A 22,099-nucleotide genomic window follows, 5' to 3' on the forward strand; every position below is an offset into this window, starting at 1 on the left:
TCCGCAGGGGTTGATCTACTTACAGCACGGCATCCTGGCCAATGCGCCCATGTATAGCTACACCGCAGCTGCCCTGGCCGAACGGACCGACAGCATCGTGGTGGCCCCCACAATCACCTCCAATTTCTTTGCCCCCGATGCGCTGTGGCTGGGCGGCGCCCCGATGCAGGAAGCGGTGGCCGATCTGTTTGTTGGCGACCGCGCAGCGCTGACAGCCAGCGCCTCAGCGGCGGCCGGGCACTCCATCACGCTGCCGCAACGTGTTGTGCTCGTTGGGCATTCGCTCGGTGGCAGTCTCGCACTTGCCGTCGCCGCGGACATGGTCGCCAACGGTTCGATCGGCAGCCTGGCCGGGGTCGTGATGCTCGATGGAGGGACGATCGACCCCACGCAGATGTCCACGGCCCTGGCCGAAATACCCGCCAGTGTGCCGATCGACCTGATAGCCTCGCCGCCGTACTTCTGGAATTCCTACGGCGGCATGAGCACCCTGTTGAACGCCGCACGCCCAGGCCAGTTCAACGGTGTGGAACTGGTCGGCGGCAAGCACATCGACGGTCTCCAGGGCGGAAACGCGCTGCTGCAGTGGGGTGAGTACCTGGTCGCAGGGTTCTCCGAGCCGCAGAACGTTCAGGCGGTTCCAACCCTAGCCTCGGGGTGGATCGCCGACATGCTGGAGGGAACCCACAACGGCATCTACGCTGCGCCCGGGCAGACCATTCAGATCCCGACCAGCGCAGGGACCGCCGATGCCATCGCGCTTCCCGCCCCAGCAATCTCGATGTCGCCTATTGACCTCTTCTTCCAAGCACTCAACAACTTTCTAGAAGCCCACTTGTACAACATCGAACCCACATCGGGATTCACCCTGATATAACGACACCCACCGCTCCCTGGCTGACAACCGGCGCTGACATGTTGTGCGACGGGGGAGCGGTGGTATCGATCACGTTGCAAGACAAATTATTAGCGTCCCACAGTGCCTGATGGCGGCAGAGTGTAGCTATTCGTCTTTGGTCTGGGCGGCGGCGTAGCTATGGGCAGCGTTGATGCGTTTGGGGCCATCACTATCAATCATGAGGACCCACGGCCGTTCGCATCCGGCGGGTGGGGTGCGAATATTTAGGAACTGATTGCGTTGATGCGCCTTCTTCGGCGGCACCGTTCTTCCTCGCGTCGCCTCTCTGTAGGGAGTGGTCTTCCGATCAGAAAACCCTGACCTGTCCTTCGAGCGCCGGCACGGTGTCGGGCAGCTTGTAGGTCTTGATGCCGTTGCGGAACATCACGTTTTCGCGGGCGTGTTCGGGCAGGTGCTTGACCAGCCAGCGGGGGTCGTCGAAGGTCCAGTGCGGGTAGTCGCTGGAGTACAGCAGGATCTTGTCGCACTCCATCCATTCCAGCGCTCTGGTGAGCTCGGTCTTGTCTTCGGGGTAGTCCAGTGGCTGGGTGGTGAATTTGATGTGGTCTTTGACGTATTCGGAGGGTTTGCGTTTGATGTCGACCCAGTTCTTGCGTTTTTCGTAGATGGCGTCCATGCGCCACATCAGGGGCAGGATCCAGGTGAAGGCGTGTTCGACGAACACGATGCGCAGGGTGGGGAAGCGGTCGAAGACGCCGTCGAAGATCAGGCTCATCACCTGGTTGGCCGCCAGCAGTGAGTAGGTGACCATGAAATCGTGGTTGTAGCTGGGGAATCCGACCGGCGGAATGGGCAGCTCTTCGAAATGGCTGCGCGACAGGTGGCAGGCCACGGTGATGTCGTGCTTGGTGGCTGCTGCCCAGACCGGGTCGTACATCGGGTCGCCCCACGACGGGCGGCGTTCGGCCTTGATGAGAATCTGCGCCATGTACGGGTGTCCGGCCCACTTCTCGATCTCGGCGGCGGCCAGGTCCGGCGCCTCGATGGATGCGCAGATGGAACCGCGCCAGCGCTCGTGCCAGTTGTTGTGGCTGTCCAGCCAGTGATTGGCCTGCCAGGTGTTCAGAGCCTGGCTCATCGCGTGATCAGCGCCGGCCAGCCGGGCAGGATATGCGCCCGGCTCCAGGATTGCGATATCCGCCCCAGCGTCCATGATCAACTGTTTGAACGCGAAATCCGGGTCACTGCAGGCAAATTCGCCGTCGGGTGGAAAGGCGTCGACCCGCATGGCGTAAGAGTGCGCGTAGTCCGGGGCGTCGTAGTAGATCAGGTCGCCGTATTCGTGCGACAGGAAATATTTCGAGCGCCACGGCTCGGGGATGTAGTCGACGAGTTCGCCGCGTTTGGGCACCGGGTGCACGTCGGAGTCGACGCAGCGCACTGCGATTCGTTCGGCGGCCGGTATCCGCGGACTGGTGGTGATCGTCATGACCTCTACTTTGCGACGGCGATGGACTTGGCGACGGCGATGGCGATGGACGTTTGGCTCGTCGCCTGACTGCACCACGTTCACTGCTCTGCGAGCAGTTCCCGCAGTAGGTCTGTGGTGCGTTGTCTGGATTGGGCGCGCTGCGATCTGTCGTGTCCGACGGCGATGGGTTGGGCCCAGATATCGGTGGCTCCCGCATCGAGCAATTCGCACAGCTGTCTTCGCACTGATGCTTCGGTGCCGACGATGGCGACGTCGGCCGGTGAGGTGCCGCCGCCGGTTTCGATAATGCGTTGGTAGTTGGGCATTTGCGCGTACATCCCCGCGGTGGCTTGGGTTGCCGAGCGGGCTTCTGCTTCGTCGTCGTGGACAGCGACAGGCAGCCCGGCGACGATCCGCGGTGCAGACCGGCCCGCGTCGGTCGCTGCCGCGTGGATCGCCGGCGCGATGTGGGTGGCAATGGCCTTGGCCGATGCCATCCACAACACAGTGCCGTCGGCGATGGCCCCGGCGATTCGCAGCATCCGTGGCGAGAGCGCCGACAACAGAACCTGCACGGGATTGGTAGGGACGGCGGCCCGGCCTGCAGTATGCGCGCTCCAATCGCGACCGGTGAAATCGACCTGTTCGCCGCGCAGCACCGCAGTGATGATGGTGAGGTATTCCTCGGTGTTGCGGCCCGGGTGATCGTAGGGCAGTCCGTATACGTCGTGGACCACTGTGGCATGCGAAGGCCCCAAGCCGAGGGTGAATCCGGGCCGACCCATGGCGTCCGCGGCCGCGGTGACCCGGTTGGCCTGCAGCAGCGGGTGACAAGGGTAGGTCTGCAGCACTGCGGTGCCCAGTTCGATCGTCGAGGTTTCCCGCCCGGCAATTGCCATGGCGGTCAACGGATCTGCTGCAACATTGCTGGCGTACCACAGCGACGTGAAACCTTGTTCTTCAGCCGTGCGGGCTTGGTTGACGATCGATTCCAGCGTCGACCCTCCGCCGGTGAGGCCGATGCGCATCAGGGCTCCGTCGGGAACAGTTGCTGGTATCGGGCCATCAGGGCGGGGATGTCGTCGTCCATGGTGAGTTCGAACGATTTGAACAACCGCGCCAGGATGTCATAGCCGCCCGCGGTGAACACCAAATCGAGTAGCTGGCGGGTATCGAATTCAGTGGCCAGCACCTGCCAGGTCGCAGCACTGATACCGCCGTCGACGATCATTTCGTCGACTGAGCGCAGCAATGCCGATTCGAACTCGCTCCACAACGGCGATTCCGGCCCGTAGGCAACCCGGCCTGCCTCTTCGTCGCTGATCCCCGCGTCGCGGGCGACGAAAAGATGTTGGTACCACTCATAACTGGACTGCCGTACCGCGGCGACCCGCAGCACGACCAGCTCGCGCTGCCGCTCGGTGAGAGTGGTTCCGAGCAGCAGATGGCCGTTGAAGGTGAAGTAGGCGCGCGCCAGGTCGGGGTGGTGGGCCAGTGTTCCAAGAGTGTTGAGTGCCTTGGGCCGGTCTTTGGTGGGCAGTGGCTGATGCCGGGGATTGGGTGGGCGCAATGCGGTCATCGCCGTGCGGAATTCGGCCGAGAATTCCTTGGGCGGCAGTGGATCTATACGTGCCATGGCTTTACAGAACCCTTCCTCCGTTGACACCGACCACTTGGCCGGTGATGTAGCCGGCGGCCTCCGAGCACAGGAATGCACAGGCCGCGGCGATGTCGTCGGGTTGGCCGATGCGGCGCACCGGGGTGTTGGCTTCGGCCGCCTGCACTCCGGGCCCCAGGAACCCGCGGTCTTCGCTGCGTCGCAGCATGGGCGTGTCGATGAACCCCGGCGGAATGGTGTTGACGGTGATGCCGCGCGGACCTAGTTCCTGGGCAAGGGCTTTGGTGAATCCGACGACGCCGGCTTTAGCCGCCGAATAGTGCACCATCAACGGATTTCCGGTCTGGGCGCTCGACGACGAGATGTTGACGATGCGCCCCCATCCCGCGTCGAGCATGTGTGGGACCACTGCCTGGCAGCAGTCGAAGGTACCGGTCAGATTGACCGCGAGGATCTTTCGCCAGCTGTCAGCGGTGATCGACAGAAACTTCTCAAACCCGTCCAGACCGGCATTGTTGACCAGGATGGTCGGCGACCCCAACTCGCCGGCGGTGGTTTCGACGGCTGCATCGATGGCAGCGCGGTCGGTGACGTCGACCTGCATACCGATCGCGCGATTCCCTTGCGCAGCAATCTTTTCAGCGCCTGCCGTTGCAGCGTCGGCGTCGAGATCGAAGATGGCCACCGCGGCACCCTCGGCACTGAGGCGCTGGGCGATGGCCAGCCCGATCCCGGAGGCGCCGCCAGTGACGATCGCCGTCGGCTGGGCACTCCAACACGGAAAGGAGCTCATGTAATGGCTTCCTCGCCGACCAGCGTGGTGCGGTGCATCAGCCGGCGCGAGGTGGGCTCGTACGGGATGGCGCGGTGCAACATGCCGGTGTTGTCCCAGACCACCAGATCCCCGACCCGCCACTGGTGATGTAAGACGAACTGGGGCTGGGTAGCCCAGGCAAGGACCTCGTCGAGCAGCGCACGACTGTCGTCGGCATTCATCCCGACGATCTGCCCGGCGGTGGCACCGATCAACAGCGACTTGCGCCCGTCGCGGCGTCGCCACACCAACGGGTGCTCGCGCGACGGGGCCCGGTCCCATTTGGCCCGCTGCTCCGGGGTGGGTGTCGGGTTGAGCAACAGCTGCGACGCCGTCACGCTGTGCACGACGCGAAGGCATTCAAGTTCGTCGCGCCTGCCGGCGGGCAGAGCCTCGAAAGCCGCGTAGGTGGTGGCAAATTCGGTGTCGCCGCCCTCATCGGCAATTTCCCGAGCGGTCAGCAGGGTCGCCTTCTGCGGGATCTGGTCAGTCAGACCGTCGGTGTGCCAGAAGATGGTGCTGCGCCGCAGCCCGGCCAACGCACTCTTGGACGGGTCGAGTGTGACCGGTGAGATCTCTGGAAAGTCCGGGTGCCCACCGGTACTGGCCACCACAACCTCGCCGAGCCGGCGGGAGAACGCCACCAGGTCGGCGTCGGTGATGTGGGCTTCGCGGTAGACCACGACCCCGTGGCGGTCCAGTAGCTGTTGGCAATCCCGAGCCGCATTTGGTGCCAAAAAGTCGCTGCTGGTGTAGCCGGTGACCTGTACACCGATAGCCTCAGAAATCGGGCTCATGGCAATGGTCATGGATTAATCCTTTGTAGCAGTAGGTAGTTACGGTATTTCAGTTAGGCTGATGGCCTGCCGGGGACATGCCGCGACGGCTGCTTTTACGACGTCTAGGTCGCTACGATCGGGTTGCTCGGAGCAGGCGGCGATCTCGTCGTCGCCGAGGTCGAAAACGTCCGGCGCGAGCTGAACACACAGGCCGTGCCCTTCACACGACTGCGGGTCGATCTGGACTCGTACTGATGACGTGGCCACCATGGTCAGACCGTGGTGAATTCGAGATGCAGGTCGCTGAGCCCCCGGATGATGTAGGTCGGATCGTGCCTGAACCGACGCGCTCCTGTCGGCCCGTGGTGCTCATCGGAGAGGGTCAGCGATGTGGTGCGGTCCAAGAACCGTTCGATCGTCACTCGCCCTTCTGCCCGGGCTAGTGGGCCTCCTGGGCAGGAATGCACACCCCGTCCGAACGCGATGTGTTCACGCAGATTCTCGCGGTCAAGGCGGAAGGTTTCTGGGTCCGGGAATTTGCGCGGATCCCGATTGGACGCCCCGGGGTGCAGCATGATGGTCGTCCCTGCCGGGATGTTCACGCCGCCAACAGAAGTGGTCTTCTGGGTCATCCGGAAGTCGCTCATGGTCGGACTCTCCAACCGCAACACCTCCTCAATAAACGCCGGGATCTGGCTGTGATCGGCGCGAAGGATGGCCTGAAGATCCTGGTTTTCTGCCAAGAATCGCAGTGAGGACGCCATCAATCGTGCCGAGGTGTCCTGCCCGGCACCGAACAGGAACGTGGCCAGACGTACGACCGACTCTGTATCGGGCAGTGTGCCGTCCGGATAAGTGGAGGTGGCCAGGGCCGTCAGCACATCGTCGCGAGGCTCGCGGCGGCGATCCTCGATATACCCGCCGAAGGTCTCGTACATGTACTCCAACGGGTTCTCGGGTAGTGGTGAATCACCACCGAGTGCGGCCACATGTTGGCCGGTGAAGATCTTGCGGAAGTGATCGCGGTCCTCGGGCGGCACGCCTAGTAGGTCGGCGATCACCATGGTGGTGAAGGGTTTCCCGTAGTCGGCCACCACCTCAAATCGGCCCGTGTCGATGAACGCGTCGATGCATGCATCGGCAATTCCCGCATACTGGTCTTCGTTCTCTTTGAGCCTTTTTGGCGTCATCAGGCGGCGCAACAGGAAGCGTTCAGCCTCGTGGTCGGCGCCGTCTTTGGTAACCATGAACTCGTTGAACACCCAGTGCTCCCGGTTAGCCTGCACGGCATCGGTGATGTCATCGGCACCGGGTTCTACCGGAAACGGAGGGAAGGGTCCCCCCATCGCGTTACAAGATGAGAACGCCGCATCGTTGCGGTACACCTCGACCGCCTCGTCATATCCGGTCACCGCCAACACACCAGGCTGCGCGATCGAGGCAATCGGGCAGCGCGATCGCAGCTGATCGAAATACGGATACGGGTCGTTAATGACCTCTTCGCTTGTGAAGATGTCCGCCTGGTCCAGACCGTTAGTCATGGAACCTCCTCGTCAATTGCATAGCAACATCAGGCCTGAAGTTATCAGGCGGTTGCCTAATTACTGAGCTGGCATATGCTTAGCACCCCGCCCGGCGCCGGTCAAGGTGGTACGGGATTGAACGGGCACCGACGGCAGGAGGCATAAGCATGGCCACATCAAGTAAGGCAGGTGCGCGCGACACCGGCACCCGCGAGAAGCTGCTAGATGCGTGCGCGGAGATCATGCTCGTGGAAGGCTATGCTGCGGCTACCTCACGGCGCGTTGCGGAGAAAGTCGGCGTCCAACGCGCGGTCGTCTACTACTACTTTCCGACTATGGATGAGCTGTACCTGGCCGTCCTCAAACGCGGCACCCAAGCCAGCTTGGACACACAACGCAAAGCGCTGGCGTCGGATAAGCCGCTCCATGCGTTGTGGGACATCACCAGCGACCCGCGCGGCGTGCAGCTCGTCATGGAGTTCATGGCTCTCGGCAATCATCGAAAAGAGATCCAGGCCGAGCTTGCCGCTGGTGCCGAGCGCTTCCGCGAGGCGCAAGTCGCTGCCCTCACCTTCATCCTTCGCGAACACCAAGGCAACGGCCAGCTCCCGCCGGAAGTAGTCTCGGTTCTTATCGCGGCCGTCGGCCGACTCCTGGTCCTCGAAACCGGCCTAGGCATCACAACCGGCCACGACAAGACCATTGAACTCGTCAGCGAGTACCTCGACCGGTACGAAGTATCTCTCACTAAGGCAAGCAAGGGCGACCCACTCGTAGGGCAATAGCAGCTAGGCGCTCGCCTAGTTTTCCTGCCGCCGACGGGTTAACATCACGCGGTTCGATTAGCCGCGGCACCGCGCGTCGCGGCGCGCCCCATCACCAGACAGGGAGCTGGCATGATTCAGATCGAGAACACCGAAGGAAGGCGGGTAGCGGTAATCACCGGAGGTGCCTCTGGTATCGGACCCGCCGTCGGCGCTCACCTGGCCCGCGCCGGTCACTCCGTCGCTCTGTTGGATCGCCAAGGCGACATGGTGCACGCCGCGGCAAGAGAACTCGCCGCCGCCGGCGCACGCACAATCGGCATCGAAGTCGATGTGACAGATCGCGATTCAGTCCACCGCGCCATCGACCGCGTCCGCGACGAACTCGGCCCTGTCGCCATCATGGTCACCAGTGCCGGCATCGACGTCGGTATCCCTGTGCCCATCACCGACATCACCCCAGAGCAATGGAATCACCTGCTCGCGGTCAACCTCACCGGCACATTTACCTGTATCCAAGCCGCTATACCCGACATGCAGGCTGCAGGCTGGGGGCGCATCGTGACCATCTCCTCATCCAGCGCACAATCCGGCGCTCCGCAGCGTGCTCACTACGTGGCGTCCAAGGGTGGTGTCATCGCATTGACCAAAGCGCTAGCATTCGAGCTTGCGCCACAGGGGATTACGGTCAACACTATCCCGCCGTCCATTGTCGACACGCCGATGGCGCGCGCCGGCGTCGCAGTCGGAACGGTGCCCGACCTCGACATCCTGGCCACCATGGTCCCTCTGCAACGAAACGGCACACCCGACGACATCGCCGCAGCAGTCGCCTTCCTCTGCTCAGAAGGCGCTTCCTACATCACCGGCCAAGTTATCGGCGTCAACGGCGGCATGTATATCTGATGCTGGACCGCAATCTTGGTACCTCGGTCGACAAGTAACGGCCTGGTCAATGCGTGGTGTGACCGCCCCAGCTTGATGATGGGTGCCGCTGATCACCAGCCGATCACTCCTGTTACAGTCGCGGCGTGTGTAGATCCGTTGCCGCCCAAGGAATTCTCCGCTGAGTTCCGTACAGCGATGACCGCTTTGCACCCGCCCAATCCCTGGCATCAGCCACTGACGGCCTGACAGAATTGAGCGTTGTCGATACTGCGTCGGCCGATCCGCGCGCGAGTGCCGATCGAACCTCGAACGTCTGGCTGCATCGGACAGTGTGCTTCATGAGCCATGTCGCAGCTTCGCTGTGGCAACATCGGCGAACATGCGGGTGGTGGTGCAGCGAGTGACGTCAGCGCGGGTATCGGTCGACGGACAGACCGTGGGTCAGATCCGCCCGGAGGGGCAGGGGTTGGTGGTGCTCGTTGGCGTCACCAATTCCGACGATGTCGAGGTCGCGCGGACGATGGCGGCGAAGATACATCGTCTACGGATACTCGACGGCGAACTCAGTGCCGCGGACGTTGAGGCGCCGATCCTGGTGGTCAGCCAGTTCACGTTGTATGGCGACACCACCAAGGGGCGACGGCCGTCGTGGAATGCAGCAGCGCCGGGGCCGGTGGCCGAGCCTCTGGTAGACGCCTTTGTTGCTGCGCTGCGCGAGTTGGGTGCCGAGGTGGCGACCGGTGTTTTCGGGGCCCATATGCAGGTGGAACTCGTCAACGACGGGCCGGTGACGGTGCTGCTGGAGCTGGCATCGTCATGATGCCGCTGTTGTAGCTTTTCGCATTCCTCGAGGAGCTCACAATCCTGCGCCGGCGCTTGCGATCGACGAAAGAGGTTGGCGGCGAGGCATTCTTGGTCTCGTTCGCAGGCTCTGGAGTCTTTCGGACGGCCAGCCGCGCCGGACGCGCCAGGTATCGCAATGTGAAATATGATGCGGTGCTGTGCTTCTCGTATGCGGTTGGTACAAGCAGATCGGGACCAAATGGCTTCTTGCGACCGAGATCGTCGCGCGGCACTGGTTCTAGCAGGTCGACATAGTTGGGTGCTATCGGCGGTGGCGTCGTTCCGCTCCCTCGGGTACGGTGTTTGCCCGTTCATCGGCGGCTTGCTGCTAGGTGCATGCGGACGGCCATGAGGCAGACGCCGAGGGCGTTCTCGCCGGCTAGTCCGCGGTGCTCGTCGCAGGTGCAGTTCCCCCAGGTTTGGTCGTGCCACGTGTTGCCTTCGATGAGCAGACTTCCTGTTGTTGCGATGAGCTTGTCGGCCAGTTCGGGGTTGTGGGTGAATTTGGCGATGAGGATCTCTTCCATGAGCCTGAAACGGTGTTGGTCCCAGTTGGCGAGTTGTGTTGCGGTGCGGCCGATCTGCTGGGCATGGGTAGGGACTGATGCTGCGAGGATCGCCGCGACAGCGCCGGCGTCGGTGGTTCGGGCGGCCATGTAGGCGTGCTCGCTGGTGGGGAAGTGGTGCCCTCGGTGCGGTGTGACCGCTGGGTAGAAGTTCGACAGGAAGTAGTGGTCGCCGCGAAACCTGTCGATGACCGGTAGCTGAACGTCATCCGTGGTGGCCATGGTCCGAAGATATGACGCGGGTCCGACAGGATCCGACCAGCGCAGCAACGGCAGCCGCTGTGTCAACGTTCGGCCACCGAATACGGGTGCGTCGCCTACACCATGAACAATGCTTCGCATTCGTGGGCCGGCGGCCGTGGCACGGACCAACAGAGCGCGGTCCACGATGCCCCCCTGCATGAGCCGGTTCCGATTTCGATCCGCCGAGGCCGTGCCCCGCTGGGCCGCCCGCGACGGAATTGTCGACCCATCGCCTCCTCATGGCGCCACCGCGAGCATTTGTCTCCAGCCAACTCTGGCTAGCTCGGGGTGTCGGTGGCGGGGTAGTAGTCAGGCCTTCTGTGTCGGGCAGCTCTGAGGGTGTCTCTCCAAATGTGACCGCCATCACTGTCGAGATGTGTCACCTTTCACCGTACGGGCGGTGTCTATGGTGCGGAACCTATTCCGGGAAGGGGTTGCGGTGTGAGTCATGCATCGGTCTTTAGTGAATACAAGCCGCTGCTATTCACGATCGCCTACGAGATTTTGGGGACCGTGGTCGATACCGAAGACGTGCTGCAAGACAGCTACCTTCGATGGAGCGAGGTCGACCTCAACTCGATCAACGATCCGCGTGTCTATCTCGCTCGGATCGTCGCGCGGCAGGCGCTCAATCGACTTCGCACGACTCGCCGACGCCGAGAACTATATGTCGGCAGCTGGTTACCTGAGCCCTTTGTGACCGCTTCTGACGTCTCCTCCGACGCCACGCTCGCGGAGGCGGTTTCGATGGCGATGATGGTTGTGCTCGAGTCACTCGGCCCGGACGAACGCGCCGTTTTCTTGCTGCACACCATATTTGGTTTCAGCAACGCAGAGATCGCCGAATTTACCGGCAAGTCCGAGGCTGCTGTGCGCCAGATCGCGCATCGCGCTCGCACACACGTAAATTCGCGCCGCCAAAAATTCAACCCCACGCCTGAGGACGCTGACGAGATCATCACGCGCTTTCTGATGTCTGCGAACACCGGCGACTTTCAGGGATTGATGGACGTGCTCGCACCCGATGTGGTGCAGATATCGGATGGAGGCGGTAAAGCAGCCGCAACCCGTAAACCGCTCGTCGGCCGCGAGCCTGTCGCGCGGTTCGCCATGGGTGTCGTCCGCGTCACTGCGCCCGGCCTGCGCGCGGAGTTCACGCGGTGCAATGCCATGCCCACCGTGGTGTTTCGACGCGCGGGCACACCGACTCAAGCGTTGTTGTTCGACATCGCCGATGGGCAAATCCACGCCATCTATGCCGTGCGAAATCCAGACAAGCTCGGCAACACCAGCCACCACCAAAACCTGACTCGCTGAAAGGAATTGCGAATGGAAATCATCGCCGGCGACCACACCGCCGCGGCACACAACGATCGGATCAACTGGCGTTTCGATGGCACTGGCGCCGGGCACCTTATCCACGAATCGATCGTGTCGACAAGGGAGTCCGGGAAGTGAGTCCTGCGACGACCGTGACAGTGATCGGCGGTGGCCTGGCGGGGCTAACCGCAGCGATCTCGTGCGCTGAGCAGGGCGCAGCCGTGGTGCTGCACGAGGCGCACAGCACGCTCGGCGGTCGCGCCCGCAGCACCCCCGCTCCGTACATTGCCAACGACGGCACTCACGCGTTCTACGACGGGGCGCCCTGGCGGTGGTTGGCCGGACGCGATCTGGTCCAGCCAGTGCACCGGCTCGGCCTTCGCCAGCTATGCCGCGTTCGTTTCCGCCATGGGGGCCGACTGCACAAAGCCCCGCCGGCCAGCTTTATCGCGATGGTGACCGTTGGGCGTGGATATCGCGCACCTGTCGAGGTCAGCTTTCGGGACTGGGCCAGCGGACGATTCGGCGAGACAGCATGTCGTGCCGCCGAGGGCGTGGTGGGACCAGCCATCTATGACGCTAACCCTGGCCGGCTGTCAGCAGCCTTCGTGTTCGAACGACTCCTGCGGGTGACAACCCCAAGCTGCCCACCAACTACGCGCTATCCACGCGGCGGCTGGGCAGCGGTCGTCGAACGCATGGAATGCCGGGCCAAATCGTTGGGCGTGCGCATCGAAACCAATTCCCGTATCACCAATTTGCCCGAATCCGATTCCGTCATCGTTGCGACATCACTGGAAGCTGCGCGGGTGCTGCTCAACGATGACACGCTGCGCTGGGAGGGTGGACGAGCCGCGCTGCTGGACACCGGGCTACTGCACTCCAAGCGGGACCCGTTCGCGGTCTTCGACTGCGACGGGGGCGCCATGATCGAACGCTTCACGAGCCAAGATCCCACGCTAGCACCCGCCGGCCACGCCCTGTTGCAGGGTCAAATACCGCTGCGGCCCAACGAATCCAAAGCCGACGGCCTGACGCGCCTTGAGTCGGTGTTCGATTTGGCATTCCCCGGGTGGCACGAGCGGGTCACCTGGCGCCGTGACCAAATCGCCAACAACCGAACAGGGGCGCTCGACCTGCCCGGCTATACCTGGCGCGACCGACCCGCGGTCGATCGAGGCGACAACCGCTACCTCATCGGCGACGCTGTAGCGGCCCCCGGGCTGCTCGCCGAGGTGTCCATCAGCAGCGCCCTCAGTGCCAGCAAGCTTGCTTGTCGCAAGCTCCAGACCTTGTGAATTCGCCGCGATACGCAGGCTCCAAGGTACGTGCCGCCGTTGTGATCACTGAGATACAGGCAAAATCGCGTGGGCGCCGATGATCGTGTCGTGTGTGTCGGTGTAGGGCACGCTGCCCTTGTCCAGTACCGCGAGAAACAGCGCGTCGGTGTTGGGGTCGGCGGATGAAGGCGCCGCGATGGCAATCGCGAGTGCCGGCATCACCAGAAGGGTTGAATAACGCACCCAGGAGTGGAATCAGAACACACTGAGCACTTTTCGGTTGCCGAGCGGTTCACCGAGCCGGACATCGAGGCCGGCGATGTAGGCAAGATCGGTGTGAATGGGTCCGGTGCCGGGTTTCCCGCCGATGTGAAGCGTCACTTCGACTCTAGAAGGATCTTCAACCACCGTGGCATGCGCACCCGTGACGTCGGGCGAGGTCAGTTCGAAGTAGATGCGCAGCGCGTCAGGGTTGTGATCGAGGCGGCTCCACGATTCGAATTGCACCTTGCGGCTATCAACGATGTCTGGGTCGTCATCGACAACGATCACGGGCTCTTTTGGTTCTTCGGATGGGGTTGTCGTCGTCATTAACTCGTCCTTCTGCGTAGGGTCGAGTGGAGCTTGCATTGCTCACGGTAAACCTGTGTGGGGTCGGTGCGGGGCGATCTGCACACAGTCGCAGGAATCTGACCGACCCCACTTCACTACCAGACACTTCTCGGCGGCGTATTGCGAAGCGACGTCACCATTTTCACGAGTCAAACAACGCCGCAACTGCGTTCAAGGACCGAAATGATCTTCATCCGGCGGGGATCCCGAAACTTGGTTCTTCAAATGCTCCATCGGCGCTCTTAGATGCTTGGCCTCCTCGTAGCTTGGGGCGTGGTTTGCATTTGGATGCAGCGATCGCGGTCAGGGCGGCAGCAGCCCGCGTGACCGAACTGGCATCGGGTGTCCACCGGCGTCGCTGGGGGACACACGGCCGGTGTGCATCATGTACGCGGCACCACGATGGCAGGGGAAGGGGCCGGACGTTGAGGATCCGTTGAGACGGCCTCGATAGCTTCTGCCCACAAGCATGTATACGTCACGAATCGATTCGAGGAGCTCGGCCATGACGATTCACCGCAGCAGTGGCTTGAGGGAATGGTGGGGCGAGGTACTGTCCCTCCACGATGCGGCTGTCATCAGTCGACACCCGACGATCGTCGAGGCGCACTGACCGCCTATTTGTACAGCTTCCCGATGTCGCGGCTCACCTTCCATATGCCAGCCAGGACTGTCAACACGAGCACGGCGAGGGCGATCCAAAAGATCGCGGGACTGGTGTCGGCTTTTTGCGAGAAGATGACATTGGCGAGCGCGCACCCTGCTAGCGCGAGCGCTGAGACGAACGTGACGAGGGCATCGCCCAGCGCGCCGCGGTTGCTCGGGTGGGTTATCGCTTTGACTCGTCCGGCATCGTGGAATTCCAACGAGATGTGGTCATCCGTGCTGTCGGGTTCCTTGAGTCTTTCGTAATCGGCTGGCGCTAAATAGATCCCGACGTTATCGGGGCCGCCTTCGACGACGGACTTGAGGAGTAGCGCTGGTTCGGTGCGGCCTTTGCGTTGCACGAGCAGCAGCCGCGCTACCTCACCGTTGCGGTTGATCGCTCCCTTCGAGAAGCGGATCTGGCCCTGGTCGGCGAACTCGGCGTTGCCGAAGGCGTCCCCGCTCGTCCAGGCCGAGTGTTTGGTTGTCATCGGGCGACCCCCACGGGTACCGGAGCCGCTGTTGGCTCCCGGAACCCCATACCGATCGCATACAGCGACGCCAGCACCAGCAGGCCGGGCTCGGTGCCGGCGACGATGTCGAGGCGCTTGAACGGCTGGAAGTCTGGGTCGACATCCCAGGCATAGGCATTGAGCCCGATCGCATCTGCCAGCAGGAGAAAGTCGATCGGCCGGCCGCCCGGCTGGTTGGCCTGCAGCCAGTCCTTCATCCTGACTACCGGATAGATTTCGGCCATCCATGCCTCTAGTTGTGTTGTTAGCCAGCCGCGCAGCTGGTCGATCATGCCGTCGCGCTCGCGTTCAGCCAGAACATCGGCATTGTCTGATCCGGTCACCGTTGCGGCAATCGGTCTGTTCTGCAGCTCCTCGGTGTAGCCGTCGCGCAACGCCTCATGTAGTGAGTCCCCGACCGTAGTCAGGTACTGTTCGCGCGCGTCTGTGTCCCTGCGCAGCTCGAAAAGGACGGCTACGGCGGTCGTAAGGACGGTGATGTCAACCGAGTTGCGCCAGGGTTGCGACGCCTCGGCGAGCTGCGGGAACTGGGCTTGAAAATCCACGGTGCTGCGGAAGTGGGGCTGCCCGGCTGTAGCGTCGGCTTCACCGCCGTCGAAGGGCACCGCCCCAGGGCCGCTCGGTGAATGTCCCGGCGGGCCGCCGCCCGGCGGCGGCGTTGCGCCTCCGCCACCACCGGGACGGGGTGGCGGACCGCCAGGTGGCTGGCCCCCACCGCCGCCACCGCCTGAGCCGCCCGGCGGGGGTTTCTTTCCTGCGCTGCGCGTCACCGCGCCGCGAAGGCAGTAGCAACACTGAAATGACTGGTTCCACAGTCCTGCCGGCGTTTGGCTCTTGCCGCCATGCGCCGGGCAGCTCAGCCCTCCGCAGGTCTTGCACACGCCGATCGCGTCCTGAATCAGCGCCGACGTCCGAACCACGCAGGCCCAGCATCCCGCCACCGCGTATCACCCCCCTCGAAGCCTGAAACTTGCATGGATTGTCGTAGCAGTGCGCGATTTTGACCTGAGGCGTTAAAACCTGCCGAAGTGGTATTGGAGGATGAGGAAAACTTGTTGTGTCTGGCCTTGGAGCACGACCGTGTTGTCGCTGGGCAGGCTCAATGAAGCTTGACCCTGTGCTGGAGCTTAATCCGGCCGCCAGTGTTGTTGCGCGGCAAACGTGCGTCGAACTTCGTGATTCTTCACGCCCCCCGTGAAGTCAAGATCACCTCTGGGGCGCAGGACAAGTTTCACGAGCTTCTGGTTGAATCGATTAATCGGTACCTGGTAGTCGCATCGCGCCCAAATGCTTACTATCTGTACGCCAGGGGCCAAAAGCAAGGGTTTGCGGTATGCCTGTGTGCCACCGCCGAATACGACGCTACGTCCTCTTTCCTTTTCGTCGAACAGATTGATCCATGGCGCCTTTTGGTACCCCGCAGTGGTTCGTCCCAATCGCGGCTCAAGGCCGTGGCCTGATTCCACAGCATCACCATCGGCGGAGTACCGGTACCGAATGGATACCCGGCGGACGAGCAGCGTGTTGGCCCCCAAGTTCGTGACCATGCAGTTGACATCGCCGGCAACGCCGCCGGCCGCGGGCCCGAGAGGTGTGAATTCGACGTCGAACTGGGCGCCGATGTTGGCGCGTATCAGAACAAATCGAACATACCCGCCGATCGCCACCGCGATCGCCACGAGCGCAGCGATCGCGGTTCCCATGTCCCAGACGACTGTCATTGTGACAACCCCTTCCCGATGTAACTTTCTTGGCAGCGGAGAGCGTAGGACCTGGTGAGCGAGCACGGCGGGACGGTGTTGCAGCGAGCCCGCCGCGATGGCGAAGAAAACCGTCCCGTCGAGATTCGCTTATATGAGTGGACGTCCGAGGCTGCAATGGATGCATACATGTCTGATCCGCGCAGGACTGCGCTTGCTGCGGAACCAGGCCGCTCCGTTGCCCGTACCGAGATCATTCAAGTGCCGCTCGTTTGGAATCGCCACCGCTCGCGCCGCGCTGTATCGGCCCTGAATCGATCGGACGTGCTTCCCGGCTTTGTGTCTCGCTCTTAGTGAAACGAGGTCAATCAGACCGAGGGTCGATTTACGCCGTCACGGTGCTCCGCACCAAGACAGTCGTCCCGATCACCGCCGCCGCATCGGCACGGATTGCGGGACTCCTGACAGGTACGGCAGGAGCAGCGCGGATTCGCGCAACAAGGATCGCAGGAGCAATCCCACACCGTGTAGGCGACCACATCCACGAGCTTCATTGGCTCGCTGGGGTCGTCGCTTTTGATCAAGAGCTGGCAGGGGTGGGGTTCACGCTCGATCGCGCGGTATTCGATCACAACGGCGAGGCAGCAGCCCGGGTGGACCGTGACCGGAGCGGGATCATTAATCAGGCGGAACTCGGGGTGGCCGTGCCGGAGAGCGACTTCGGTGACTCGAAGATCGCAGTCACCGGTGTTGCAAAGGGAGATCGTGCGTTGCTCGGTCGTTTCGCACTTCACCCCACCAAAGACGCTGGAGCCTGTGACGGTGAGGTGCCCACCCGCCGCGACGCCGCTGACGGCGACCTTGTGCGGTCCCGCGGGGTCGTCGCTGTCAATGGTGATCGTTGCCGAGTGGGGGCCCACGCTCGTGGGGGCAAACCGCACCGGCAGCGGTAGCGATCCGCCGGAGCCGATGAGCAGTGGGTACGCGGCCACCGCGGGGACCACGAACTCGGGGTCCGAGGAGACTACACCGGTGACGGTCAGTGGGCACCGGCTGCTGTTGTTGAGGATCAGTGCCTCGCCGACGCCCGCTTTTACGCACGCTTCCCCGAAGTCCCCAGAATTCGGGACGACGACGCTGAGCCGCGGCGTTTCACCGATCCCCGCCACCTCGATCAGATGCGGACTCGCAGGGTCGTTGCTGGTCACGGTGATCGTGGCTGTTTTCAGGCCGGCGCTCCCCGGCGCGAAGCGCAGGACGACATCTATCGACGCTCCCACCTCGACCGCCAGCGGGTAGCTCGCGACGGTGGGTGCCAGGAAGTCTGGCGAAGACGAGGTGATGTCGGAGATGGCCAGCGACCCGAAGCCGGAGTTGTCGATCGTCAGCATTTGGTCGATCCACGAGCCGGTGCAGACCGAGCCGAAGTTCCCGCCGCCGGCGACCGCGCTGGCCAGGATCGGGAGCTTCGCCAACGCGGCGTAGAACCGTCCGGCTCGCAGGCTTCCCAACCCAGTGCAGGCATCCCAGCCCTTGACCGCGTTGTACCCGGGCGACGTTATCGTTGTCGGAGGATTTGGCGGTTGTTCCGTGAAGGTGAAGGCATTGCTGCGGCCGTCATCGATATCGCGGAAGATATCCGCGCCGATGGTCATCGCCAGAGCGTAGATGGTGCTGTTGAAGTGGCCAAGGTTATAACCGAGGTTGGCGTTGAAGACCGCGACCATTGCTGCGTACAAGGGTGAGGCCTCGCTGGTGCCCCACCACGAACCCCCATCTTCACCGTAGAGAGAGATCTCGTAGCCGTTCGCATACCCGGCGACGTCGGGGACGCCCCGCCCGACGGTGGTTCCGTTGTTGATCGACGGTGGGATACCGACGCCGACCTGCCAGGACGGGAGCCCGAAGGCGGTGCTGATGCCTCCCGCGGTTACGCCGTTGTCGTTCCACGTGATTTCGTCGAAGCTCGAGCCCGAGACGTTGTAGATGCTCGTCCCACCGACCGCCGTCACCCATGGATCGCAGGCCGGATAGCACACGTGGGCACGTCCGTCTGATTCGTCCGCGTTACCCATCGATCCCTTATCGCCGCTGGCCGCGAAAATGGTCTTACCCATGGCCGACGCCAACGCCCACATTCCGTTCATCGCCGCCAGCTGAGACGCGTTCCACTCCGCCTCGTCCCAGGCCCAGCTGATGGTGACCACCGACGGGGACGGCTGACCCGGCCCGGGCGCGACCACGGCGCCAATCGCAGCGATCCAGCCGATGTCGTAGTTGGTGCCGATGAAGTACACCGCGATCGCGGCGCCGACGGCCACGGACGCGACCACCTGCATGTCGAGCGCCACTTCCGCGTCGTCGCCGGGGTGGCCCGGGGTCCCGCTCAAAACGTTCGCGCCGCCCAGGATCGGCACCGGCGGAAGCACTGTGGGGGCGGGAAGGCCCAGCGCTTGGAGGTATGCATCGACATCGGTCGGCTTGCCGCTGGCGTCCGTGACGTAGCCGCCGCCGAACTCCCAGATGGCGATCGTCTGACCCGAGATGCTTGACGGGATCGACGGAAGCCCGTAGAGCCCCGCCACCTCCGGGGGTGTCACCCCAGACCCGTCCGGATTGACTCCCGCCGCTCGCGCGGCCAGGGGCCGGTTGTCCAGCCCGAAGACGGCCACAACGACTTCGGCCACGGCGGAGGGTAGACGCACTGGACCGTCGTGGCCGCGGTAGACCTGCGATCCACGCCGGTAGATCGACAGCTCGATTCCGAAGGCGCTGTCGATCTGAGCGACCGAACCAGTCAGCTGGACTGACCGGCGGGCCGGGCTGGCTTCGACGACCCGCAGCCCACGCTCGGTGGCAAAGCTCGCGACGAGCTCGACCTCGTCCGGCGCCGAGCCGTATAGCTCCGCGGCCTGCTCCTGCGTGACATACTGCCGCTGGCCCGGCGGGGTGGACGCCCAGTGCTCCATGTCGGGTAGCGGCGGCCCGTCGGGACGCTGGCGCAGACTGACGATGACCGTGATCTCCTCGGCGGGATCCGCCGGGCCCACCCGCTCGGTGCCCAGAAGGTGCCGGCGCTCGCTGCCCTCGAGATCAACCAACTTCTGGCGTGGTGACTCCGGCATCAGACATTCCCCTCTGCTCTCGTTCCGACGGTGCCGCCCGCACTTGACTTTGGGGCGGCCCGGGTGCAGCGCTCCTCTGGCACCCTGCGAGATCGATTGCACATCAGGGGTTTTGGTGTGAGCAAGAGTGCGGTCCGCTGGGCGGACCGGAATTCACCGATTAGAACAGTCTCAGCTCGATCTCCGTAATGGGGGAGTCAGTTCACGTTGTACGGCGATACCACCGAGGGGCGGCGGCCGTCCTGGAATGCGGCAGCGCCGGCGCCGGTGGCCGAGCCTCTGGCGGAGGCCTTTATCGCCGCGCTGCGCGAATTGGGCGCTGACGTGGCCACCGGTGTATTCGGGGCCCATATGCAGGTCGAATTGGTGAACGACGGGCCGGTGACGGTGCTGCTGGAGCTGTCGTCGTCATGATGCCGTTGTTGTAGCTTCTCGCATTCCTCGAGGAACTCACAAACCTGCGCAGGCGCTACCGATCGGCGGAAGGGGTTGGCGGCGAGGCATTCTTGGGCTCGCTCGCAGGCCACGGGGTCTTTCGGACGGACAGCCACGCCGGACGCTCCAGGTGCCGCAATGTGAAATATGATGCGGTGCTTTGCTTCTCGTGTACCCGTGGTACAAGCAGATCGGGACCATATGGCTTTTGGCGACTGAGACTGTCGCGCGGCACCAGTTCTACCGGCCGACATAGTTGGCTGTTATCGGCGGTTGTCGCCGGGTGGTAGTCCAATCCGCCGAGACGGTTGACGCGGCTACAGCTGTTCGGGCCAAGTCGTCGGCGGCGGCTGTAGACGCCGCGGTTGAGCGAGTGTGCTCGGCTATAGGCGAACGGCTATGGTGCTCGTCTTCCCGCGCCGGGTGCTGGCCAGGCCGACGCGGCTATTAATCGAGTTGCCGCCTCTGAGCGGTCCGGGGTGGCAATGTGGAAGCGTGCTGGAGGACGGCCTCAATCTGTATCTGTCGCAGTACTTGGGCGTTGCCTCTGACGTGCTTGCTGAGTACGGAGCGTTTGATGTGTCCGTTGCTTCCGACCTTCCGCTATTTGTCGATCCATTCCTCCTGTTCCACAGCGAAAAGCCCGAGTACCAGCAGCTGCACGAAGGAATACTGCGCTACCTACGGTTCTTACGCGATAAGGCCTCATCCGGTGCACTGGAGCCGGCCTTAATCAGGAGCTTGTTCCGGTTCCCGGAGGTTCGGCAGAACTGGCTGGGGTTCTCCGTACTCGGCAACGGCGGCCTCGGCCTCGGCTCGAAATTCGCATCGGCACTCAACGATTCGCTAACCAGCATCCTTAACGATTTCGGCACAGAGCAGATCACGAGGTCAAGCCACCTCGAAAAAGTCGGTCTGATCCGGCCGGGAGTGGGTCGGGACGGAATCTCGGACTTCACGACGAACCTCATCAAGGAATACCTGCTCGACTACACGCAAACCTTCGCTCGCCAGCATCTGAAGCCCGAGCAGTGTCGAGATTTTGGCGTCACGCATGTGCGGTTCAACTACGCGACCGAGGCATGGGAATCAGGAACCTATCGCCTTCCTGCGGTCTGGGGCGACTACGTCTTGCTGACGCCAATCGACATGCTGACCCGAGACGACACCTGGATCAGCTTTGGTGACATGGTCAACCGGTTCGCCTCCATCCCAGCCGCCCTGCCGAACGAGGAACTACGCGCGCAGGTTTCCAATTACTTTGCCAAGGCGCTCGGCGACAAACCCAACCATGCACACGCCGTAGCCGCAGTGCAGTCGACTGTCCGCCAGTACCCTGAACTGCTCGACTACTACATCCGCCTTAGGGAAGACGCAGGCGACGACGCTGAGCAACGGAGTCATGAGAAAGTCCGTGACACCTTCGAAGTCTTTGTCGCGCAACTAACGCGGCTTGTGCACGACCTCCGTAGCCGCACTGACTTCTACAAAGCGGGGTGGTCGAGCTACGACGAAGCGCTCACTCGGGCAAAGCTTTTCAAGCGCTATGTGGAGGACCAAGACGGTTGGAAGCTCGTCAACCGCGGAAACGGATCCTTCGCGAAGGAGTCGGAAGTCCAGCTGTACTTCGGCCTCGCATGGTTCGGCAGTGCCTTCGACGTCAATCGCGAGCCGAACAACGGCCGCGGACCAGTCGACTTCAAGATCAGCATCGGGGCTGCCGACAAATCTCTCATTGAGTTCAAACTTGCGAGCAACCGTCAGCTCAAACGGAACCTGCAAAACCAAGTCGAGATCTACAAGCGGGCAAACAACACCGCAACGGCAGTGACGGTCATCGTCGTCTACGCGGCTGATGAGCAGACGCGCCTCCTAGCACTGCTTCGGGAGCTCGACTTGGAGGCCCGTGAGGACATCATCGTGATCGACGCACGGGGCGACAACAAGCCAACCGGCTCGAAAGCTTGAGCTGTGGTCAACGAGGTGTATGGGTCTGCTGCACGATCAGGTGACAGTTTTCTCACGCGGCTTGTCTGGCCGGTGCGGTCATGATTGCTTCGAATTCGATCGGGGTCAACCGG

General features: G+C 62.9%; 22 protein-coding genes and 1 pseudogene. 9 read left to right on the forward strand and 14 right to left on the reverse strand.

Translation table 11 applies throughout. The features are described 5' to 3' along the window. Positions 1-10: 10 nt before the first annotated feature. Positions 11-877, forward strand: coding sequence for an alpha/beta fold hydrolase (locus M2432_RS26515; protein WP_280829833.1), 867 nt, complete (start codon positions 11-13; stop codon positions 875-877). A gap of 328 nt (positions 878-1,205) precedes the next feature. Here the strand turns inward: M2432_RS26515 and M2432_RS26520 are convergent, their stop codons facing one another. The 7 genes from M2432_RS26520 to M2432_RS26550 all read right to left on the reverse strand — a co-directional run bounded on the left by M2432_RS26520 (position 1,206) and on the right by M2432_RS26550 (position 7,082). Beyond that, positions 1,206-2,348, reverse strand: a complete 1,143-nt coding sequence (locus tag M2432_RS26520; RefSeq protein WP_280827278.1) for an amidohydrolase family protein — start codon at positions 2,346-2,348, stop codon at positions 1,206-1,208. An 80-nt stretch (positions 2,349-2,428) separates the two neighbouring features. Next, positions 2,429-3,358, reverse strand: coding sequence for a TIGR03564 family F420-dependent LLM class oxidoreductase (locus M2432_RS26525; protein WP_280829834.1), 930 nt, complete (start codon positions 3,356-3,358; stop codon positions 2,429-2,431). Next, positions 3,358-3,966, reverse strand: a complete 609-nt coding sequence (locus M2432_RS26530) for a carboxymuconolactone decarboxylase family protein (RefSeq protein WP_280829835.1) — start codon at positions 3,964-3,966, stop codon at positions 3,358-3,360. The genes M2432_RS26525 and M2432_RS26530 overlap by 1 nt, the downstream gene beginning before the upstream one ends. Positions 3,967-3,970: 4 nt before the next feature. Beyond that, positions 3,971-4,741, reverse strand: coding sequence for an SDR family NAD(P)-dependent oxidoreductase (locus M2432_RS26535; protein WP_280829836.1), 771 nt, complete (start codon positions 4,739-4,741; stop codon positions 3,971-3,973). Beyond that, positions 4,738-5,571 (reverse strand): TauD/TfdA family dioxygenase, encoded by an 834-nt coding sequence (locus tag M2432_RS26540; protein ID WP_280829837.1) that lies wholly within the window; start codon positions 5,569-5,571, stop codon positions 4,738-4,740. The genes M2432_RS26535 and M2432_RS26540 overlap by 4 nt, the downstream gene beginning before the upstream one ends. Before the next feature lie 27 nt (positions 5,572-5,598). Beyond that, a complete protein-coding gene (locus tag M2432_RS26545) occupies positions 5,599-5,811 on the reverse strand; it encodes a ferredoxin (protein WP_280829838.1) in 213 nt (70 codons plus the stop codon). Positions 5,812-5,813: 2 nt separating this feature from the next. Beyond that, on the reverse strand, positions 5,814-7,082 hold the full coding sequence (locus M2432_RS26550; RefSeq protein WP_280829839.1) for a cytochrome P450: 1,269 nt from the start codon (positions 7,080-7,082) through the stop codon (positions 5,814-5,816). A gap of 149 nt (positions 7,083-7,231) precedes the next feature. Between M2432_RS26550 and M2432_RS26555 the strand changes: the two genes are divergently transcribed. The 3 genes from M2432_RS26555 to dtd all read left to right on the forward strand — a co-directional run bounded on the left by M2432_RS26555 (position 7,232) and on the right by dtd (position 9,536). Continuing rightward, a complete protein-coding gene (locus M2432_RS26555) occupies positions 7,232-7,849 on the forward strand; it encodes a TetR/AcrR family transcriptional regulator (protein ID WP_280829840.1) in 618 nt (205 codons plus the stop codon). Between the two features lie 111 nt (positions 7,850-7,960). Next, positions 7,961-8,734, forward strand: coding sequence for an SDR family NAD(P)-dependent oxidoreductase (locus M2432_RS26560; RefSeq protein WP_280829841.1), 774 nt, complete (start codon positions 7,961-7,963; stop codon positions 8,732-8,734). A 361-nt stretch (positions 8,735-9,095) separates the two neighbouring features. Beyond that, positions 9,096-9,536, forward strand: coding sequence for a D-aminoacyl-tRNA deacylase (dtd, locus tag M2432_RS26565; protein ID WP_280829854.1), 441 nt, complete (start codon positions 9,096-9,098; stop codon positions 9,534-9,536). 334 nt (positions 9,537-9,870) lie between these two features. Here dtd and M2432_RS26570 read toward each other — a convergent pair whose 3' ends face one another. Continuing rightward, positions 9,871-10,347, reverse strand: coding sequence for an NADAR family protein (locus M2432_RS26570; RefSeq protein ID WP_280829842.1), 477 nt, complete (start codon positions 10,345-10,347; stop codon positions 9,871-9,873). Positions 10,348-10,809: 462 nt separating this feature from the next. On the opposite strand from M2432_RS26570, the gene M2432_RS26575 reads away from it, so the two are divergent. Genes M2432_RS26575 through M2432_RS26585 form a run of 3 tightly spaced genes read left to right on the forward strand, consistent with a single transcriptional unit; the run spans position 10,810 to position 12,986 of the window. After that, positions 10,810-11,685 carry an RNA polymerase sigma-70 factor gene (locus tag M2432_RS26575; protein ID WP_280829843.1) on the forward strand — a complete coding sequence of 292 codons (876 nt, stop codon included), beginning with the start codon at positions 10,810-10,812 and terminating at the stop codon, positions 11,683-11,685. A gap of 12 nt (positions 11,686-11,697) precedes the next feature. Continuing rightward, a complete protein-coding gene (locus M2432_RS26580; RefSeq protein WP_280829844.1) occupies positions 11,698-11,826 on the forward strand; it encodes a hypothetical protein in 129 nt (42 codons plus the stop codon). Further along, a complete protein-coding gene (locus M2432_RS26585) occupies positions 11,823-12,986 on the forward strand; it encodes an NAD(P)-binding protein (protein WP_280829845.1) in 1,164 nt (387 codons plus the stop codon). The genes M2432_RS26580 and M2432_RS26585 overlap by 4 nt, the downstream gene beginning before the upstream one ends. A gap of 45 nt (positions 12,987-13,031) precedes the next feature. Here the strand turns inward: M2432_RS26585 and M2432_RS26590 are convergent, their stop codons facing one another. From M2432_RS26590 to M2432_RS26615, 6 genes are all read right to left on the reverse strand, one after another. Then, positions 13,032-13,187 carry a hypothetical protein gene (locus M2432_RS26590; RefSeq protein ID WP_280829846.1) on the reverse strand — a complete coding sequence of 52 codons (156 nt, stop codon included), beginning with the start codon at positions 13,185-13,187 and terminating at the stop codon, positions 13,032-13,034. Between the two features lie 36 nt (positions 13,188-13,223). Continuing rightward, positions 13,224-13,559 (reverse strand): hypothetical protein, encoded by a 336-nt coding sequence (locus M2432_RS26595; protein WP_280829847.1) that lies wholly within the window; start codon positions 13,557-13,559, stop codon positions 13,224-13,226. A 638-nt stretch (positions 13,560-14,197) separates the two neighbouring features. After that, complete coding sequence (locus M2432_RS26600) at positions 14,198-14,716, reverse strand: hypothetical protein (RefSeq protein ID WP_280829848.1); 519 nt, start codon at positions 14,714-14,716, stop codon at positions 14,198-14,200. Next, positions 14,713-15,678 (reverse strand): hypothetical protein, encoded by a 966-nt coding sequence (locus M2432_RS26605; protein WP_280829849.1) that lies wholly within the window; start codon positions 15,676-15,678, stop codon positions 14,713-14,715. Before M2432_RS26605 ends, M2432_RS26600 begins: the two co-directional genes overlap by 4 nt. 207 nt (positions 15,679-15,885) lie before the next feature. After that, positions 15,886-16,479 (reverse strand): hypothetical protein, encoded by a 594-nt coding sequence (locus M2432_RS26610; protein WP_280829850.1) that lies wholly within the window; start codon positions 16,477-16,479, stop codon positions 15,886-15,888. A 347-nt stretch (positions 16,480-16,826) separates the two neighbouring features. Further along, a complete protein-coding gene (locus M2432_RS26615; RefSeq protein ID WP_280829851.1) occupies positions 16,827-19,583 on the reverse strand; it encodes a choice-of-anchor D domain-containing protein in 2,757 nt (918 codons plus the stop codon). 195 nt (positions 19,584-19,778) lie between these two features. Here M2432_RS26615 and M2432_RS26620 point away from each other — a divergent pair. Together M2432_RS26620 and M2432_RS26625 are read left to right on the forward strand one after the other, a co-directional pair. Continuing rightward, a pseudogene (locus tag M2432_RS26620) lies at positions 19,779-19,997 on the forward strand (D-aminoacyl-tRNA deacylase); the annotation flags it as partial. A 420-nt stretch (positions 19,998-20,417) separates the two neighbouring features. Then, positions 20,418-21,986: a hypothetical protein gene (locus tag M2432_RS26625; protein WP_280829852.1), complete on the forward strand. Its 1,569-nt coding sequence runs from the start codon at positions 20,418-20,420 to the stop codon at positions 21,984-21,986. Positions 21,987-22,099 lie beyond the last annotated feature (113 nt).

Origin of the sequence: Mycobacterium sp. OTB74 (assembly GCF_029892685.1) — a bacterium.
Lineage (GTDB): Bacteria > Actinomycetota > Actinomycetes > Mycobacteriales > Mycobacteriaceae > Mycobacterium.

Bases quoted from the DNA above. Each gene is read 5' to 3' on its own strand.
- M2432_RS26520 (WP_280827278.1), bottom strand. From the start codon at position 2,348: ATGACGATCACCACCAGTCCGCGGATACCGGCCGCCGAACGAATCGCA.
- M2432_RS26525 (WP_280829834.1), bottom strand. From the start codon at position 3,358: ATGCGCATCGGCCTCACCGGCGGAGGGTCGACGCTGGAATCGATCGTC.
- M2432_RS26530 (WP_280829835.1), bottom strand. From the start codon at position 3,966: ATGGCACGTATAGATCCACTGCCGCCCAAGGAATTCTCGGCCGAATTC.
- M2432_RS26535 (WP_280829836.1), bottom strand. From the start codon at position 4,741: ATGAGCTCCTTTCCGTGTTGGAGTGCCCAGCCGACGGCGATCGTCACT.
- M2432_RS26540 (WP_280829837.1), bottom strand. From the start codon at position 5,571: ATGACCATTGCCATGAGCCCGATTTCTGAGGCTATCGGTGTACAGGTC.
- M2432_RS26545 (WP_280829838.1), bottom strand. From the start codon at position 5,811: ATGGTGGCCACGTCATCAGTACGAGTCCAGATCGACCCGCAGTCGTGT.
- M2432_RS26550 (WP_280829839.1), bottom strand. From the start codon at position 7,082: ATGACTAACGGTCTGGACCAGGCGGACATCTTCACAAGCGAAGAGGTC.
- M2432_RS26555 (WP_280829840.1), top strand. From the start codon at position 7,232: ATGGCCACATCAAGTAAGGCAGGTGCGCGCGACACCGGCACCCGCGAG.
- M2432_RS26560 (WP_280829841.1), top strand. From the start codon at position 7,961: ATGATTCAGATCGAGAACACCGAAGGAAGGCGGGTAGCGGTAATCACC.
- dtd (WP_280829854.1), top strand. From the start codon at position 9,096: ATGCGGGTGGTGGTGCAGCGAGTGACGTCAGCGCGGGTATCGGTCGAC.
- M2432_RS26570 (WP_280829842.1), bottom strand. From the start codon at position 10,347: ATGGCCACCACGGATGACGTTCAGCTACCGGTCATCGACAGGTTTCGC.
- M2432_RS26580 (WP_280829844.1), top strand. From the start codon at position 11,698: ATGGAAATCATCGCCGGCGACCACACCGCCGCGGCACACAACGATCGG.
- M2432_RS26590 (WP_280829846.1), bottom strand. From the start codon at position 13,187: ATGCCGGCACTCGCGATTGCCATCGCGGCGCCTTCATCCGCCGACCCC.
- M2432_RS26595 (WP_280829847.1), bottom strand. From the start codon at position 13,559: ATGACGACGACAACCCCATCCGAAGAACCAAAAGAGCCCGTGATCGTT.
- M2432_RS26600 (WP_280829848.1), bottom strand. From the start codon at position 14,716: ATGACAACCAAACACTCGGCCTGGACGAGCGGGGACGCCTTCGGCAAC.
- M2432_RS26610 (WP_280829850.1), bottom strand. From the start codon at position 16,479: ATGACAGTCGTCTGGGACATGGGAACCGCGATCGCTGCGCTCGTGGCG.
- M2432_RS26615 (WP_280829851.1), bottom strand. From the start codon at position 19,583: ATGCCGGAGTCACCACGCCAGAAGTTGGTTGATCTCGAGGGCAGCGAG.
- M2432_RS26625 (WP_280829852.1), top strand. From the start codon at position 20,418: ATGGTGCTCGTCTTCCCGCGCCGGGTGCTGGCCAGGCCGACGCGGCTA.